Annotated in this window: 21 protein-coding genes and 1 tRNA gene; 5 read left to right on the top strand and 17 right to left on the bottom strand. The window is 37.1% G+C overall.

Going from position 1 to position 17,117, the window contains the following annotated elements; all coding sequences use genetic code 11:
* Nucleotides 1-200 (top strand): hypothetical protein (locus PLI06_07690; protein ID HOI77474.1); only part of this gene is annotated, 200 nt, incomplete at its 5' end.
* On the opposite strand, the gene lysS is transcribed toward PLI06_07690, so the two are convergent.
* Complete coding sequence (lysS, locus tag PLI06_07685) at nt 194-1,747, bottom strand: lysine--tRNA ligase (GenBank protein HOI77473.1); 1,554 nt, start codon at nt 1,745-1,747, stop codon at nt 194-196. The two genes, PLI06_07690 and lysS, sit on opposite strands and share 7 nt — an antisense overlap.
* Before the next feature lie 2 nt (nt 1,748-1,749).
* A complete protein-coding gene (locus tag PLI06_07680; protein ID HOI77472.1) occupies nt 1,750-2,436 on the bottom strand; it encodes a nucleotidyltransferase domain-containing protein in 687 nt (228 codons plus the stop codon).
* Between the two features lie 47 nt (nt 2,437-2,483).
* Here PLI06_07680 and PLI06_07675 point away from each other — a divergent pair, with 47 nt between their 5' ends.
* Genes PLI06_07675 through PLI06_07665 form a run of 3 tightly spaced genes read left to right on the top strand, consistent with a single transcriptional unit; the run spans nt 2,484 to nt 4,689 of the window.
* Complete coding sequence (locus PLI06_07675) at nt 2,484-3,590, top strand: site-2 protease family protein (protein HOI77471.1); 1,107 nt, start codon at nt 2,484-2,486, stop codon at nt 3,588-3,590.
* 4 nt (nt 3,591-3,594) lie between these two features.
* Nucleotides 3,595-3,789: a MoaD/ThiS family protein gene (locus PLI06_07670; protein HOI77470.1), complete on the top strand. Its 195-nt coding sequence runs from the start codon at nt 3,595-3,597 to the stop codon at nt 3,787-3,789.
* On the top strand, nt 3,790-4,689 hold the full coding sequence (locus tag PLI06_07665) for a TIGR00269 family protein (protein ID HOI77469.1): 900 nt from the start codon (nt 3,790-3,792) through the stop codon (nt 4,687-4,689).
* Between the two features lie 8 nt (nt 4,690-4,697).
* Here the strand turns inward: PLI06_07665 and PLI06_07660 are convergent, their stop codons facing one another.
* Genes PLI06_07660 through PLI06_07645 form a run of 4 tightly spaced genes read right to left on the bottom strand, consistent with a single transcriptional unit; the run spans nt 4,698 to nt 5,860 of the window.
* Nucleotides 4,698-5,201 carry a PIN domain-containing protein gene (locus PLI06_07660; protein ID HOI77468.1) on the bottom strand — a complete coding sequence of 168 codons (504 nt, stop codon included), beginning with the start codon at nt 5,199-5,201 and terminating at the stop codon, nt 4,698-4,700.
* Nucleotides 5,189-5,383 (bottom strand): hypothetical protein, encoded by a 195-nt coding sequence (locus PLI06_07655; GenBank protein ID HOI77467.1) that lies wholly within the window; start codon nt 5,381-5,383, stop codon nt 5,189-5,191. Before PLI06_07655 ends, PLI06_07660 begins: the two co-directional genes overlap by 13 nt.
* Before the next feature lie 53 nt (nt 5,384-5,436).
* A complete protein-coding gene (locus PLI06_07650) occupies nt 5,437-5,661 on the bottom strand; it encodes a hypothetical protein (protein HOI77466.1) in 225 nt (74 codons plus the stop codon).
* Entirely contained in the window at nt 5,654-5,860 is a 207-nt protein-coding gene (locus PLI06_07645; GenBank protein HOI77465.1) for a hypothetical protein, read from the bottom strand. The genes PLI06_07650 and PLI06_07645 overlap by 8 nt, the downstream gene beginning before the upstream one ends.
* Nucleotides 5,861-6,098: 238 nt before the next feature.
* Here PLI06_07645 and PLI06_07640 point away from each other — a divergent pair.
* Nucleotides 6,099-6,170, top strand: a tRNA-Thr gene (locus PLI06_07640).
* 26 nt (nt 6,171-6,196) lie between these two features.
* On the opposite strand, the gene PLI06_07635 is transcribed toward PLI06_07640, so the two are convergent.
* From PLI06_07635 to PLI06_07585, 11 genes are all read right to left on the bottom strand, one after another.
* On the bottom strand, nt 6,197-6,610 hold the full coding sequence (locus PLI06_07635; protein ID HOI77464.1) for a cache domain-containing protein: 414 nt from the start codon (nt 6,608-6,610) through the stop codon (nt 6,197-6,199).
* A gap of 114 nt (nt 6,611-6,724) precedes the next feature.
* Nucleotides 6,725-7,036, bottom strand: coding sequence for a nucleotidyltransferase domain-containing protein (locus PLI06_07630; GenBank protein ID HOI77463.1), 312 nt, complete (start codon nt 7,034-7,036; stop codon nt 6,725-6,727).
* Between the two features lie 67 nt (nt 7,037-7,103).
* Entirely contained in the window at nt 7,104-7,331 is a 228-nt protein-coding gene (locus PLI06_07625) for a hypothetical protein (GenBank protein HOI77462.1), read from the bottom strand.
* A 99-nt stretch (nt 7,332-7,430) separates the two neighbouring features.
* Nucleotides 7,431-8,912, bottom strand: a complete 1,482-nt coding sequence (locus PLI06_07620; GenBank protein HOI77461.1) for an ATP-binding protein — start codon at nt 8,910-8,912, stop codon at nt 7,431-7,433.
* Between the two features lie 153 nt (nt 8,913-9,065).
* Nucleotides 9,066-9,542, bottom strand: a complete 477-nt coding sequence (locus tag PLI06_07615) for a cache domain-containing protein (protein ID HOI77460.1) — start codon at nt 9,540-9,542, stop codon at nt 9,066-9,068.
* A 59-nt stretch (nt 9,543-9,601) separates the two neighbouring features.
* Nucleotides 9,602-10,078, bottom strand: coding sequence for a HEPN domain-containing protein (locus tag PLI06_07610; GenBank protein ID HOI77459.1), 477 nt, complete (start codon nt 10,076-10,078; stop codon nt 9,602-9,604).
* Nucleotides 10,071-10,571 carry a nucleotidyltransferase domain-containing protein gene (locus PLI06_07605; protein ID HOI77458.1) on the bottom strand — a complete coding sequence of 167 codons (501 nt, stop codon included), beginning with the start codon at nt 10,569-10,571 and terminating at the stop codon, nt 10,071-10,073. The genes PLI06_07610 and PLI06_07605 overlap by 8 nt, the downstream gene beginning before the upstream one ends.
* Before the next feature lie 250 nt (nt 10,572-10,821).
* A complete protein-coding gene (locus PLI06_07600) occupies nt 10,822-11,229 on the bottom strand; it encodes a HEPN domain-containing protein (protein ID HOI77457.1) in 408 nt (135 codons plus the stop codon).
* The gene (locus PLI06_07595; GenBank protein ID HOI77456.1) at nt 11,222-11,719 is read right to left on the bottom strand and encodes a nucleotidyltransferase domain-containing protein; all 498 of its coding nucleotides are present in this window, start codon (nt 11,717-11,719) and stop codon (nt 11,222-11,224) included. The genes PLI06_07600 and PLI06_07595 overlap by 8 nt, the downstream gene beginning before the upstream one ends.
* A gap of 107 nt (nt 11,720-11,826) precedes the next feature.
* Nucleotides 11,827-16,683 (bottom strand): carboxypeptidase-like regulatory domain-containing protein, encoded by a 4,857-nt coding sequence (locus PLI06_07590; protein HOI77455.1) that lies wholly within the window; start codon nt 16,681-16,683, stop codon nt 11,827-11,829.
* 129 nt (nt 16,684-16,812) lie between these two features.
* Nucleotides 16,813-16,977 carry a hypothetical protein gene (locus PLI06_07585; protein ID HOI77454.1) on the bottom strand — a complete coding sequence of 55 codons (165 nt, stop codon included), beginning with the start codon at nt 16,975-16,977 and terminating at the stop codon, nt 16,813-16,815.
* Between the last annotated feature and the right edge of the window lie 140 nt (nt 16,978-17,117).

The following is a 17,117-nucleotide window of genomic DNA, read 5'->3' as shown; positions in this document are numbered from 1 at the left end:
AATTTATTGGCTCTGCACAGGCAGGCTCATACGTTTCTGCAGTTGATAGCTTTAGCGTAAAAAACAAGAGATACGTAGTTTACGGCTCATTTGATGATAATGTCAACACATACTACAGGGAAACAAAAAATGTCCCGTTTTATGGATTCGGGACAGTTCTAGCTGCCTTGATATACTTCCTATACAGAAGGCGTCAGTAGCTCCTAAATCTTTGGACCACAAAGTCTTTTTCAAGCGCATTTACAAATGCTGCGGCTTTGGGGCCTGATTCCTTGCCAATCAAGACTTGGTATATGGCTCCAAAAAGCATTTTTGGCTCAATGGGAATGCCTGTCGCTATTTCATAGATCTTATTGTGAAGCTCAACATCAGTTAGATCTTCGCCCTGGACCAGGTCAGAGATTATTTTAAGCCCTTCCTTCTGCTCCGGTGAAAGCTCTATTTTTGGGGGCTCATCCAATAACTCAAACTTTATTATATCAGGGGCGTAGAGCTTTACCCAGTTTGACGCAAGTTTTACCCTTGTTTTTATCCTTTCGATGTCAGTTTCAGAAAGCTCACTTTTTATGTGGCCCTCCTTCTTTAGGATTTTTATAATTCTGTCAACATCAGAAGTTATCTGGACAAGGACGGCCATGAATCTAAAAGATGGCTGTGCTGGCAGGGCATTATACCCCCAGATGTTAGAGAATTCATAGAGCTTGTCATACTTTTCTCTTTTATTAATCTCTTCATCACCAAAGTAAGTCGTTTCAACCCTATCAAACTCATCGTAAACATTTAAGAAATCAAGGTCAAGGGCAATTTTAAGCTCCTTTGTCGGCTTTGTCTTGACAAAAAGATACCTCAATACATCAGGCTCCATGACAGACAATATATCTGAAGGCAAAATGACGTTTCCCTTGGATGATGACATTTTTCCGCTTGCGCCTTTTAAGGATACAAACTCGTAAGTTGCACCTATTATAGGAGGTCTATTGAATATCTCCTGTATTATTTTCTGCCCTGTGTCTGCGCTGCCGCCTTGCGTGCCGTGGTCCTTCCCATATGGCTCATAGTCAACACCAAGTTCAGCCCACCTTGATGGCCAGTCCACCCTCCATTTCAGCTTGATGTAGTTTGCCTTCCTTATGTCTGCAGTCTCTTCAAATCCACACTTACATGAATAACTTAGGGCATACTCCCCATCAAAAGATTTGATTTTTGTCATGTCCTTCCCGCATTTTGGGCAGTAAATTGAAACTGGATACCAGTCAGCTGCGATCTTCTCTCCACCCCTCTGGCTGTTCAATAGCTCGATTAGCTTGTCCTTTTTATCAAGTGATATCTTGATATTGTTTTTGTAAATGCCTTTTTGGTATTGATCTGAAGCCCTCAAAAAATCTGGTTTCATTCCAGCTTCAGAAAGTGAAACTTCAAAAGGCTCCATGAAATGATCAGCAAATGAGTTGTGGCACCCGTCAGGGTCTGGGACCTTACAGTCCGGGAACCCTATATACTCAGAATAATTTGCCGGCACATTTGAAGGGACCTTTCTAAACCTATCATAATCGTCCCACATGTGTATGTGGCGGGAGTTGTATCCCATGTCCTTTAATGCAAGCGCTACAAGGCTTGTCGTGATGGCCTCTCTGAAGTGGCCTATGTGACAGAATCCTGAGGGTGTAACCCCAGATTCACATACATACTCTTTCTTCTCTCCTCTTTCAGCTATAATTCTCTCAGCAAAAGTTGATGCCCAGTGCATGTCTAACCTCTCCGTCTGACGTTTGAGTCTTTATCGCATATCTCTTTTAAGACTTGCTCAAAGGACTCGTCATTCATCAAAACTCTATTCAAATAGACGCCCGTCCTGCCTATCTTATCCCTTCTTGTGAGGACTTGAGAGCGCTCTCTCACAATGTCAATTGAAACTTTTAGTAGTTTTGATACTTCAGCTTCCCTCCCAGTTATCTCTTCTTCTATATGGCCCCGCTCATTTGGCCTTATCAATACGAGCCTTTTATCGACACCAGGGACCCTCTTATCTTCTTTCAAGTCGTCAAGCTCGATTGCCCCCCCAAAATAGTAGAACTCAATCTCCCTTACCTTTGACTCTGTGATGGGGAAGGTTATAGTTTCCCCGGAGAAGAGCGTGATTGCACCCTTCACAAGGTGCCAAGGCGTTGCCTGGACGATGCTCCTCTCCTTGATTCCTAGGTCGTCAAGTGCCATCTCGAGTAGGTAAGTTTCAGGTATATGCTCGATAAAAAAGTCAATATCAGATGCTTTATGGACATCCCCCCTGGCTACCGAGCCGTAGAGAATGGGGTGAAAATCCGATATTTTTTCCATGACTGTAACTGCCTTGGATCTAATTGACGAAAGCAGCTGCCACTTTTCGTCGTCATAAACCACATTTCTCCTGTGAAATGCGACTGTTTTCTCCTTCATTATAAAAAAATTACAGTTAGAAATATAAATCATTATCTTAGGAATTGGATATGAATCCGCTTTATATCGTGCTTTTAGGCATAATTATGTTCTGGGTCATACTTTCCGAGGTCAACAAAAAGTATAGCCTTTCAAAGTATGGCATCGATTTCCAGGGGATAATCCTCTTGTGGAGAACTAAAAAGTTCAATGACTTTATTGATAACATCTCACAGAAAGGGAAAAAGATCTGGGGGGTATACAGCATAGTCGGGATAGGTGCCGCAGTTGTCGGGATGGTCACTGTGTTTTACTTCCTATTTTCAAATGCTGTTAAAGTCTTGCTTTCACCTGAACCCTCACCAGGGGTCGGGTTTGTAATCCCGGGTATTACAGTCCCCTTCTGGTACAGCTTGATAGGGCTTATAGTAGTCCTGATGGTGCATGAGGGGTCGCATGGTATAATAGCAAGGGCAAACAACATCTCTCTGAAGTCAGTCGGGTTGGCCCTTTTTGTTGTATTGCCGGGAGCATTTGTTGAGCCTGATGAAGAGGAGCTAAAGAAAACATCAAGGCTCACAAGGATGAAGGTCTATGCGGCGGGGTCTATGGCAAACTTTGTCACAGCTCTAATTGCATTTGTGTTAATCATGGCAGTTATCAATCCGCTTTTGACACCTTCAGGTATAGAGATAGTGTCAATTGAGGAATCTTCTGGTGCGTTTGCGTTTTTATCGCAGGGCGATATAATAACAGAAATCAACGGCGTAAAGATTGAAACACTAGAGAACTTCTATGACATTATGCAAAATTCAAAGCCAGGCGATACGCTAAATATTACATCTGATAAAGGCACATTTGATGTGTTACTAAAAGAACACCCAACTGATGCTGGCAAAGGCTACATTGGCATTGTGACCTCTCAATATTACAACTCGCCAGTTAACATGAAGATTTTAACCCCAATAAGCGGTGTGTTGTTCTGGGTTTTCCTTTTGAACTTTAACATAGGGCTCATAAACCTCTTTCCACTGCCATTTTTGTTTGATGGGGGGAAGATATTCAAGGAGATAGTCGATATAAAGTTCAGTGAGGCGAACTCTAATGCGATTCAGAAGGTATTTGCTGTGATAGGCATTTTGCTCTTCGCAATAAATATCCTGCCTTCATTTTTATGATGTTATGATAAAGGTAGTTTTTTTACGGGACAAGAGGAGTGTTGAGATAGAGGCTAGAAATGTCTCTGAGGTATTCTCAAAGCTATCCATATTGAGAGAGCAGTACGTCGTGATAAAAAACGGCAGGATAATCTGCGAAGACGAGCCTTTGTCAGATGGGGATACAATTGAGCTATTCACAGTTGCTTCAGGTGGTTAATTGAAGTGCTCAAGGTGTAAAAAGGATGCAATCTATTTTCAAAGGCAGTCAGGCCAGTACTACTGCGGGGAGCATTTCAATAGCTATTTTGTTAAGAAGTTCATGCGCGGCATCAGAGAAGACAAGCTAATAAAAAAGGATGAGAAGATTGCAGTTGCCGTAAGCGGCGGAAAGGACAGCTTGACTTTGGCCTTTCTTCTAAAAAAGCTTCAGGTGAGATACCCGTTTGAAATGGAGGCCGTCATAGTTGATGAGGGGATTTCTGGGTATAGACACCACACCCTTAATGCTGCAAAAAATCAACTTGAAAAGCTTGAGATAGACTACCACATCGAAACTTTTAAGGATAATTTTGGAAAGACTCTTGACTCTTTTGTTGAAAATAACAAGGAAAATGCATGCTCCACCTGCGGCGTTTTACGAAGGTATATTTTGAATAAAAAAGCAAGGGAGCTATCTTGCACAAAGCTTGCGACAGGCCACAATCTTGATGATGAGGATCAGTCTGTTATAATGAATCTCATGCGGGGCGATGTAATCAGATTTTCTAGAGGCCAGAACTATTACAAGAAGATCAGTGACAAATTTGTAGAGAGGATTAAACCCCTGCGTTATTTTTTGGAAAAGGAGATAGTCATCTTTGCACTTAATAATAATCTATCTTTTGACTCATCAGAGTGCCCATATGCTTTGTATGCTATGCGGGGGGAGGTGGGGAAGTTTCTTGACAGGATGGAAGAGGTGAGGCCTACAACAAAATACTCTCTTTTGTCGGGCTATGATAAGATACTCCCTGCATTAAATCAGTGCTTTATCCCCGAATCAATTGGGGTATGCGAGATTTGTGGCGAGCCAACAATGGATGGCACCTGCATGAGATGCAAGATTTTGGAGAAATAAGTTAGACTTTAAGGCTTCCAGACTTTTAAGAAATCGACTCTTTCAAAGTCACTGTCGTTTGTGGCGATATTCTTGATGTCATAGTATTTGCAACTGGCCGCGTGGATAGCGTCACTAGCCAAGAGATTGTATTTATTTGAAATATCTAAAGCAGTTTTTAAAATTTCAGCAGTAAAAGGTAACAATACTATTCTTGATTTAAATATATCCTCAATAGCTCTTTGTGCGAAATGACATTTCGATATAAGCGTAGGTTCTCTCTTAATATATGGGAGTAATTCTGTTTTATTCATTCCTGTTATTTCTTCTAATTCAGATATAGTAACTTTGTAAAAAAATTCATTAATACAATTAACTGAGGAAAACCCTAGGATCTCTCCATCTTGACATTTTGAGAGAAATCTCAATGAACTTTCATAAAATCTATGCTTTTTATTAAACGCATACAAGAAAATATTAGTATCTATAAAGATTAATCCTTTAGAAAAACTTTCAACATCTAGTATGTCCATTCATAAGCCTCGTCTTCTACCATCTCATCCCATTTTTTTTCATCGACTTCCATATGGTCCCTGAAAAAAGACTTCACAGGCTTTTTGTGTGGAAAAGCTATCACTACATCCCCAATTATCTTAACATCTTTATCAGATATCAATTCAGATATCCTATCCTTCTTAGAATCTGATATTTCCATCATATCCAATTATTAAAAGAGATATATAAATATTGTCTTGTGATAGATTATATTTATTTTATTCTGTATTTTTCACTTATTTTAATTCGTATATAATTAAAATATGTTTCTGAAATAACAACGGAATTGATTAATCCTATAATTTCCCTTTCGTCAATTCTTTTTAAAAAATTTTTAGTCGAGTTATAATACTCTTCACGTTTCAAAAGAAAGTAAGTAAAAATATTTGAATCAACAAATACTTTAGAGTTTTCTGGAATATGAGAGAGCTCATTCAATATCTACACCATATTCAGTCATTTCTATGCTCTCATCAATTAGCTCTTTCTTTGATTGGACCAGTCTCTTTTCTATTTCATCTATTTTTGACCTTCTTATCTCTAAAATGACCTTTTCGCCTTCCATCCCGAGTTTCTTAAGATCCTCGTCAGTTTTGATTATTCCATCCTTTATCCTTGCATGGACTATTATTCCCATAAATAAGAGTTGCATTTGAAAGTTTTTAAGTATTGCTGTAAGATTCGTAGAACGGAAAAATACGATGCAAAGGCGGATTACCACCCTTGTCAATTAGAGTAAAGAAAAAAATCTATAAATATAGTGCCAGAAGTAAAATATTCAAGATTAGAGTCCATCAATACACCAAAAGACCTTATTTCTTAGACAGGCCCCTATAGAAAAACCTTTTATAATAATATGAAAATCTAAATCTTATGCCCTGGTGGCTTAGTGGTATAGTGCCTGCTTGGTAAGCAGGAGGTCGCGGGTTCAATCCCCGCCCAGGGCTTCATAATTCTATTTTCGAATATTCAGTTAATCGAGGTAATACCCGGCACCAACGACGTACGTCTTACCCTTGTGGGTGACATTCTTGATGAATGATATTTTTTCTGAGTCTATATTCTCCCCATGCCTCTTCCAAAGATAAGGTTCAGACCAGCCTTCGCCTTTACGGCTATATGCTATCTTCATTATCATCTCTGTTATATTTGTACCACGTGCATCTGTCATGTTTGTAATTTCTATATCTTCGCCCATGTTGTCCGGGGGGAATACAAGCCTGATAATCCTTTTACCTTTAACAATCCAGACAAAAACGTAAATATCACCATATAAGAATCTGCCTTCTGTTCGGAACATAGGGAAAGCATCCTCGCCCTGTGCCTCGACAAAAAATGCAGCTTCTCTGACTAATGATTCAATTTCTAAAGCAATATTTTCTGGCATATGATCACTAACGCCCTAATAATTGATTTATTTCTTATTTTCTATTTTTCTACTATTTTCTTAATTTTTCGTTCAAGAGGAGGAATATCTTGATTAATTCTGACAATGTCAGGACTAGGACCTTGCATAAATTACCTCTGAGCTTTGAATTACTTGAGTTCTAAAATATCTACTAAGATCATTTGGTGTCCTTAGATCGATTTTACATTCTTCAAAAAAAGAAGATAGTTCTTCTTCCATTTCTAATATTTTAAAAATGCTTGGCGTATGCCCATCTTCAAACTCTACTAGCAAATCAATATCACTTTCAGGATTAAAGTTTTCTGTCAAAGCTGATCCAAAGAGGGATAATTTTTTGATATAATTATCTTTACAGAATTTAATGATTTTTTTATTGGATATTAAATTACTAATTCTAGAGTTCATAAACAGTATTATGAAACTCTAATATAAATCTTTTATTGATATATATCCATCTGCGGGGTGTAATCCCCTAATCAGTGTCACAGTATGCCAAAAACGGGCAGTGTGAAGTGTAGCATTCACTTTTTGGAATCCTTCTAAAGTTTGAAAGAAAACACCATAATGGTCTCTTTGTCTTTGGTATATAATCTTTATTTTTTTCTCTAACCTCTTCTTCAATGTTGGTCAAATCATCCTTCATTCTGTAAAACACGTGCACCTTCTCAGATCTATAGGTATAAATGCAATAGCCTTCCATCTTTTCTCCATCAACTTCAATATAGTCCCATTCTCCCCTAGCATGACCTGCTGTTTTATACCTTAACAGTTCTTACATAAATACATTCTTATTTATAGTTCATATTAGCATTAAGAATAAACTAAGTGGGATTGCCCTATATTTATTATCAAGATCTATATGATTTTTTGTGACAAGTAATCCTTTATCAAATCTTCTTAAATTCTTAAAGTCGTGACTGCCAATTTTTGATTGGTATTTTACCTCTACGGGGATAAGTTCTTCCCCAAGCCTTACAACATAATCTACGGATTCCCCTTTGTTCGTTCTGTAATAGAAAAGAGAATTTGATACATCAAATAAATCTGTAGGGGAATAATTATATGCTAGTCTAGCAAGATGATCACCACATAAACTTTCTGTCAAAATAGATTTATTTTCAGGAGACAAAAGATATGTTTGGGCCATTTTATAATAGTTACCTCCAGGATTTACTAAGAATCCTCTAAAAGCATGGAAAAAGAAAGGATTTGGAATCTGTATTTTTTTCTCAGATCTATGTTTGGCCGTTTTTTTATCGAAATCTACTGCAGGATAAATATTGACTGCAAATAAAGTCTGAAGCAACTCACAGTACTGATTGACTGTCACCGTGCTTGAAACATCTGCCTCTCTTGAAATTTTAAGCCACCCTATGGGTTTACCTTCATGCTTAATGATTGCAGAAATAATCCTCTTAGCTAAACCCTCGTCTCTCCCAAGTTTTGTTAGATCTCCAAAAAAAAATTGGAGATAAAGCTCATAAATGCTATTTGGAATTGCTCCTGTGGATGCGATAGAGTTAACAGCTGTCATAATCCCTCCATCAATAAGATAATCCTCCATTATGTCTTCTAAGGAATTCATTTGAGGAATTAAGGGATTAATCCATTTTTCAGCGTCCCCATTTAAGATATCGTTTAGAGCATCTATTCTTATTGAATTATCAAAAAGCCCCATATCCTTAAATTTCTGTCCGAGACTTTTGGACTTTAGTTCAACATATTCAGAAAATTTCATTGGGAGAAGTATCTTATTGATGTTGCCATTCTTCATCTCACCCTTTCTGCCGGGTAACCTCTCAATGCTATGTTTTAAATCCCAGGAAGATGAACCTGTTAGGACAAATGTTTTATCCATAAGCCCATAAGTATCAACTATGAATTTTATTGAAAGCTCCCAATCCTCTACTCTTGATATCTCATCAATCATAATTATTTTTCTATCTTTAGACTGTCTCAATGCCCATTTTAGATAAGCTTCAATTGTATCCTTTAGTTCAATATTTGATCTCATGAGATCACATGTGAAATAACAAATATCAACAGGATTTTTTTTCATTAGCCGTTCTCTAATCATTATTTTTAGAAGAGTAGTTTTCCCAACTTGCCTTGGGCCCCTAAGCGAATAGACGCTATCCTTTTCAATATCTATATGGGACTTAATTCTTGGAATCCATATATAACGGGCAGAATTTAAATTTGTTAACTTCTCATCATTTTCAATGAGTTTTTTATCCTCCCACCAAGGATTTTGTGGGAGTATATCATATATTTCTACCATTTTTGGGCACCTACGATATATCTATATACTAAAATTGGTATTTTTAATATATCATAATATACTAAAAATACTATTATATAAATATTACTATTCAAAAGTCCATAATTAAAGGAACGGGCAAAAAATAAGTGGAGATATTAAATAATAAAAAAATTAATTGATATAGTATCCTGCGCCTAGGACATATGTTGTGTCGTTGTAAACAACTTTCTTTATGTATGTGACTTTCTTCTCAATCTTATTGTCCGCTGGATTTGTCCTGAGGTATTCCCCAGACCATCCCTCACCCTTTTCGCTATTTGCTATAGTCACAAACATGTTTGTAATAGAGACATTATTGTCATCCTTAAAGTCAGAGACGTCTGTTCCTTCTTGCGCCAAATCTGGTGGGAAGACTACCCTCGTAACATTATCCCCTTCGACCTTCCAGACAAAGACATACGTGTCGCCTGTATAGAACTTCCCTTTTTCTCTTATCTGTGGGAATGCCTCCTCACCTTTCTCTTGGACAAGCACAGAAGCCTCTCTTACCAAAGTAGAAACTTTTTCAGGCCTACTATCAGTCCCCTGACCGATGCAACCAGAGAACAGAAATATCAGAATTAGTAAAATAGATATGTATTTCTTCAAAGTTATCACGTCCAATTAATGGTTTTTAATTAGATTTTAAAAAAGTAACTATTATAGAATTATTCTGTTGTTAAACTTATTATTTCTTCCCTTATAGAGTTTATTTTCTTTTCTGTTAGTTTAGAAAGAATTGATTTAGATTTAATTAAAAGTTCAGGGGCAAAATCAATTAATTTTGAGTAGAGTTCATCTGAGATATCTTTATCTACATAATACTGGACATCGATTCTTGCTTTTAGTGAGTCTTCTATAAGATCTAGCTCTTCTTTATTAAAATATTCATTAAGATATTCCTTTACAAAATCAACGGTGCACGAGTGAATCTCAGACTTTATTCCTATTCTCATAAGTACAGCATAAAGTGAAAAATAAATGGTATAGTAAGCAGTGGCAACCTTCCATTCTTTCTTTATATTAACTTGAATAGATTCCAAAGAATCTTCCGCTTTGCATAAATAAGCTTGAGATAAGTTTGAATTGGGTTTAATTAATTTAATTCCGTTTTTCTGATTTAGGCACCATAATATCTTACTCATTTCCCATCACCGTTAATACAAATCCATCAATGTTTTTAATGGCTATATGATTCTCCAATACTTCCTTTACCAATATATCTTTATTGATAACAGATTTGTATTTTTCTAAAGGGTAAACAACTAGATTAATTTCAATTTGATATGTTTTTGATATTTCTCTTATTTTATTATTTTCTATATATCCGATTACAAATATATCCAGATCAGACTCTTTATTTTGAGTTCCTTTAGCATAACTTCCAAAGATAAGGCCAATCCCCGAGATAAGAGGTAATATCTTTTCTATAATTTCTCCAACTAGGGGATTCTTGTCCATAAAGAGGGTAGTTTTATAGGACTCGGCTAATATAAGATAATTTTTAGAAGTAGAATTTTTTCTTAAAAAATAGGATTTAATCTTTCCACGGAAGATTGATTCGAGTACGCCCTTTGATTCTAAGGAATTTAGAATTAATTGTGCTGTCCTGGGGCTGATATTGAGGAGTCTATTCACTTCCCTTATATAGAGATTTTTGTTATACCCTAAGGTGAATAAAGAAATAACTTTGAGATGATTTTCCGTTATACTGGGATTATTGTTTAATAAATAATACATATGTTTAAAATATAATACAATATTATTTAAATCTTTGTATTTACAAAATTAGAAATAAAATAAGAATAAGAAAAAATTAAATTATTAAAGATTCTTTTTCTTTACTCTGATTGAAGATGGCGGTAGTCCGCCTTTTGAATTTAGTATTTCATCCAAGTTCTAAAGTTTTTTTTACAATGTCCAAAACAAACTTTACATCTTCGATGGCTCTTATTGCATCACTTTGAGCATATTCTTCAGAAGGTAAAAAGTCTTCAGCGCCGTAGAAGCTTACCTCCCTTTCTTTTCTCAATGTTTTAGATATAGTTCTTATTTTATCAGAATTAGATAAGAATGGCTCTTTTAAAAAGTCTTTATTTTTATCTAGGATAATACTAACATCGTGCATAGTCGGAACAATAAGCCCCATATCTAGTAAGACAGCCTTTAGTAAAAGCTCCACAGTTTCCTGGGCTTCCCTTACTACTTCTGCATACCCTTCTCTTTTGAGATATTCATTCAATACTTCATATCTAATAATGGCGCGTTTTAGATAGTCTTCTGAAAGTTTATCCAACTTTTATACCTTCTAATATCTTTTTATTATTAAGGACAAAGTATTCAAAACTACCACACTTTTCCTTTCTTGTTTTACATTCATTCATTAGATTCTTATATTTCATAAGTAAATTTTCCATGAAATTATCTCTATCAAATATGATAATTCTTTTTGTAACCATGTCAAGATACAGAGGATTAAAGCACAATGATTCTTTTTCTGTTAGAATTAAAGTTGATATTTCAGAGGATATTCTATCCTCGTAAAGCTTGAGGCTTAAATTTAAGAGTGGGGATTCAATCTCTTTGACAAATTCTCTTATTCTCTCTCTCCTGTTTTTATCTGTTTTAATTACAATAAATAAATCAATATCTGAATCAAACTTATTCTCTTCCCTTGCATAAGATCCATAGACTACAAGGGACACTAGTGCATCACCATAATAATCTTCGATTTTGCTAAAAAGTTGAGTTATATACTCTTGATGATTTTTAGTGAAAAACTTCATTATACCAAATAGATAATTTATATTTATAAAGATAATCAGTAGGGTGGGTAATAGATTAATTAAATAAAATAAGAAAAGAAGAAAAAGATAAATTAAAAATTAAATTATTAAAGATTCTTTTTCTTTACTCTAATTGAGGATGGCGGTAGTCCGCCTTTGTGCCTGTGAGGTCTTAGTTTTGGTGCGCCTGGTCTTGATGGTAGTGTTAATCCCTTTGACATTGGTGGTCTCTTTGGCCCTTGCTGTTTTCCAAATTTAAAGTAGTAAAGTGCACCTGCAAGTATCAGTAATCCAAGGCCTATACCAAGGTATAGCGGTAGATTGTTTTTCCTTAGTGCTGTGTCAACAATTACTGTTGAGTCTCCAGCTGTAACCTGCTCTTCAACAGTAGTGAATCCTCCTTTAGTAATCCTGACTGTGTGTGTTCCAAGCTTAAGTCCTGTGACAAGTAGCTCCCCTTCTGAATCAGTTATTCCAGAAAGTGTGCCGTCAACATAGACACTTGCTCCTGCAAGTGGTGCGCCGCTTGCATCTTTTGCAACGACCCTTATGGAGCCAGTTGCTGGGGCTAGTGTAATTGACACTGATGAAGTCTGATTTGAAGTGATGTTAGTTGTCTGTTGAAGGCTCTCTGCAAATCCGCTAGATACTGCAGACACCCTGTAAGCGCCCGGGGCAAGTTGAGTTGATCCTGTACCACCAGATGTAGTAATGGACCTAACTACTGCACCAGTGCTTGACCTGATTGTGACAGTGGCAGTGTTAATTGTTGCACCTTTATCATCCTTGACAGATACTGCCAATGTTCCTCTTATTGAGTTTAGTACGATGCTTCCAAGGACAGATTGCAGGTTCACAGTCTGTTTTGACTGCACGCTAAATGATGAGGATGTGTATGCATCGTATCCTGCCTTTGATATTGTGATGACATATGTTCCTGGTAGCGCATCAAATGAGAACTGGCCGATTGAATTTGTTGTCTTTGTGTCGACAAACTCTTCTCCTGGGTACTTCTTCAATACCACTGTTGCAGATGATACTATCTGCCCAGAGTCATCCTGGACTATTCCTGTGACTGTTCCTTTTGTTTCAAGGATTACAATCTTTTCTCCAGTTGTAAGTGATGTCGGCTGTAAATCCCTTAGTTCCTTTTCATATGCTGGGATCTTTGCGTAGTATGTGCCTGTTGATGGAAGCGGGGATGACTGGAACTTTCCTTCACTGTTTGTAAGTCGGCTATCAACCTTTACATCTGTGGACTGGTTGTATATGTCTATCAAGACATTTGGTGCTGCTGTTCCTATCGCATCAAAGTAGACTGTTCCCCAGATATACCCTTCAGTACCTGGTACTGTCATAGTTAAAGTCTGTGTTGTGTTTCCGTTGATAAGTATTGTACTTGTTCCGTAGTCTACATACCCGGATGCTGTGACATTGTTTAGTGTGTGATTTCCTCCGGATAGTGCGGTGTATGTTACCTGTCCTGCTGCATCTGTTACCTGCGCAACACCGTCAACTGTAACAGTTGCACCTGATATTGCTGTGCCTCCTGCATTCTGGACTGTTATTGTAAGGTTTCCTGCGGAGTATGTTACAGCTACACATGATCCATTTTGACAAGTGTATCCAGATGGACATGGAACTGTGGATGAGCACTGTGATGCTGGCCCTTCGTTGTTTGGAACGTTAACTGTAAAGCTCCAAGGGGCTGTGAACTGTGTTCTGTTCCCAGCTGTGTCTACTGCACAAATTCTCCAGAAGTAAGTTCCATTGTACAAAGGTGTTTGTATTGTATACCCCATGTTGACATAGAGATTATTGTCAACATTAATACCTAAGACCTGAAATATCCCAGATACATCTGTTGTTTTTTCAGGTGGAAATGTAATATCTGTTGAGTATTGGATTATATAACTTGATATCTCTTTTACAACACAGTCACATCTAGAGTGTCTCCATTCAAGTTGTGGATTACTTGAGTTAAGGGTAAATCCATTTGAGGGTGACCTAAGTGCTAATCCTAAATTGTCACGAGGAATATTCAAACATTCAGTTGGCCAGTCATTTTGACAACTAGTTACTGTATTAGGTATATCGCCCCAAACTAAGGGAGGAGAAGTACTTATACGGAAGTTTCTAGTTAATGAATTAGTTCCACGGTTACCCGCAGAGTCTACAGCATAAACTCTCCAATAATATGCCGCTCCAGGGTCTGTTAATAATGTTTCAGGGAAATCTTGTGTTGGTACAAAACTTGTTGTAGTAAGTGGCCCTCTTTGATAAGTAGTGGAATTCCAATCTGATGGCCCATAAAAGTTAGATGTGGATGGCCATGTAGTTGTACCATTACTTATACCTGGAGAATCAGGAAAGCTTGCATTTCCAGATATTTGGACATAATATCTTACAGGATTTGACAAATTATTTGTATCTAATACTGAAGTCCAAGTAAATGTAGGTCTCTTGTTCTGGCTGACTTGCCCATTTGTCAAAGTAAGTAAATTTGGTGCTGGTGGACCTGTTGTATCAACGGTAAATCTCCAAGTTTCAGAGTATACTGTTGTATCAAGGCTTGACGCAACCTTCCAGAACCAAATACCATCTTCCAAACGTCCTATTGGTGGTGTTGGAGGTTTTGAAGTGGATACATTATATTCAGTCTTTCTTGTTGTATCACTGTTATAGTCCCCGGTGTAATTATTTACGGCAATCTTATCCGGATATGCAGTGTAATCATAGAAAATTGGTGTACTATCAGGAGAATCGGTTCTTGATAAACGTATATTATAAAATGTAGCAGAGGATACGTTTTCCCAGTTTAGTATTGGATTGTTGTAGTCTAACAAGGAAAGATCTGATGGAGATGTCAAGTTTGGAACAGTTGTTGAAACTAAGAAGCTCCTACCGACTGAGGGTATTGGACTCTGATTTCCAAGTTTATCAGTTGCCCAAACTCGCCAGTACCATGTGCCATTTGAAAGTGCTTGGGATTTGTGCATTCTTAGATTAGAAAATCCAGCTGGTTTGCTTGGCCAAGTAACATACCAATTGTTATAGGATGTATCTCCTGAAGTACTATTATATCCTCCATTTGGAATTCCACAAAAGAGAGCATCGTTTGGATTATAAAAGCTCTCGTTGATATCTATTGATTGTGTGATAACGTTAGTTGTAAAGTTAGGTGAGGTAGAATACTGTATGTGGTATGTAATGCAGTTGTTTTGTCCTGAGTCAGCGGGCCTCTCAGAAGTTAAATCAGATATTTTGTAAAATGTGAAATTGGCTTCATTTCTATTGTTTGGGATTACATAGCCATTATCAGGTTTATACATGCTTGGAGTATCTGTTGCGGTACTTACATAGAAAAATGCACCGTCAGAATCCGTTTCTTGTGGCAGATAACTTGGATATTTTCTTTCATCTACATCCCATACTGAAGCGTTTATTTGAGTTCCAACATTACCAGACATACTTTCCCCAGATATTGTTATTTGGGCCAATCCATTGTTTGTAGTTGCAGTCGGCACATTGTATGTCGCAGTGAAAACAGATGCAGGTGCTGATTCAGATACAGATAAAGTAGTCCAAGTAGTTTGGTTATGTAACTTTACTTGGACTGTTGGTTTAGTTTTTAATACTTCGGAGGAATAAATCCTAATCTGCATTGAGCCTGCACCAACGACATCAGGAGTAGTGTTATAGTCTATTTTTGGAGTTTTAAGATAACGAATTCTAAAAGTTGGTACTGATGAAGTAGTCGAAACTGTAAAGCTCCTTGTTGTGTGTGAAGTTGGTGTACCGCTAAGATTGCCCAAAGAGTCTGTCGCCCACACTCTCCAGTACCATGTCCCATTAGTAAGCCCTGATGCGGCATATGTAATCGTAGGAGAAGTTGTATATCTTGTATAAACATTAGATGCAAAGGTAGAAGATGTAGAATATTGTAAGGTATATTCTACTGGATCAGCAGCATCAGTTATATCATTCCATGTGAAGGTAACGTCACTTGTTTCTATAGCACCGTTGGTGGGAGAAACTAATGTTGGCTTATCGCATTGCGAATCTACAATAAAAGTTGGCCCATCTAATCCTGTAGTCGCTGTATCAATAATATTTCCAATATTTCCCGCCCTATCTGTAGCATTTATAGTCACCGTAGCCAATCCGTCGCTTGCACCGTTTGTACTTGTGATGCTATATGTTCCTATGAGGGTAGTAGTCGGGAAACCCCCAGATTGTGATCGGAAATTTCCTGCTGAGGGAGGATTTGTAGTTGAAGTGGTATAAGTAAGATTCTGGAGAGTTTTGTTTTGCTGTTTAACAGAAACTGTTGGAGTAGCAATAATAGGATCATCAGCTACAATTGTGATTGTAATATTTCCAAGTCCAAATGTGCCGGGGTCGGTAACTGGCGCACCGGGAACATTAGGTGTTTTAGAATAACTCACAGTGAAGGTAGGTGCAGTATTATCAACTACTACTGATGGAGACAAAAGTAGCGGTGATAAATTACCTGCCGTATTATTTATAGTCCATGTATGTGGCCCTTCACCTGCAGTAACTTGAACTAAATCTAGATTAATGGTACGTGTTCCTGTAGACGTAATGTTACAGGTATAAACCATTTTTTTTGCGGGAAGAACTCCATCCGCATCACTAAGTGCATAGTCAATAGTAAATCCTGTTGATGCCGGCTGAACACCTTTGTCCGCAAGAACAAATCCTGCGGGAGCAATTATCTCTACTACTGTCCAAGAGGGAGAAGGAGTTCCAGTAATATTAAAATTAAATCTTACCCTAACAGGCATGTTATTACCATTAAGATAGGGTTGTGTATAATTATTGGCACTTGTCGTGATGTTGACGCTAATACTAGCAGCACTAACCTCCTGAAACTCAATTGCCCCAAATAAACTAAACATCAATAATGATCCAAATATAAAACTCAAAATCTTCTTATTCAAACAAATCTACCTCCTTTTTCGAAATGATCAGTTTTTTTATCATAATGCTTCTATCATGATTTATGTTAATCATGTAATTATCTCTATTAATTTCATTATATTTTAGTCCATTATCCTCATTATAATATTTCAAGCCAATACCTCCCTAATGTGAAACGATATAAAAATATTATCATGAAACGATTTTTCCATAATTTCAAAAATTGAAACACTCATTTTTAGCTCTCCTCCAGCATCTTTACCATCTTTTCCAGAAAATCCTCCCAGTTCTCTGCCTTCATGCGGCCTTTCCACTCAATGAGTTTGAAATAGAGATCATCCGGGATTCCCTTAATCGTTATACTTTTCATCAATTAACCCCAATGATTAACAATTATCAGTTTTCGCCATATATATGTATAAGCTGTTATCTAGTATCATTATCATTAATAGGT

Source organism: Methanofastidiosum sp. (assembly GCA_035362715.1).
Classification (GTDB): Archaea; Methanobacteriota_B; Thermococci; order Methanofastidiosales; family Methanofastidiosaceae; genus Methanofastidiosum.
The sequence above is the reverse complement of the archived record's forward strand: the minus strand, read 5'-3'. Positions and strand labels throughout refer to the sequence as shown.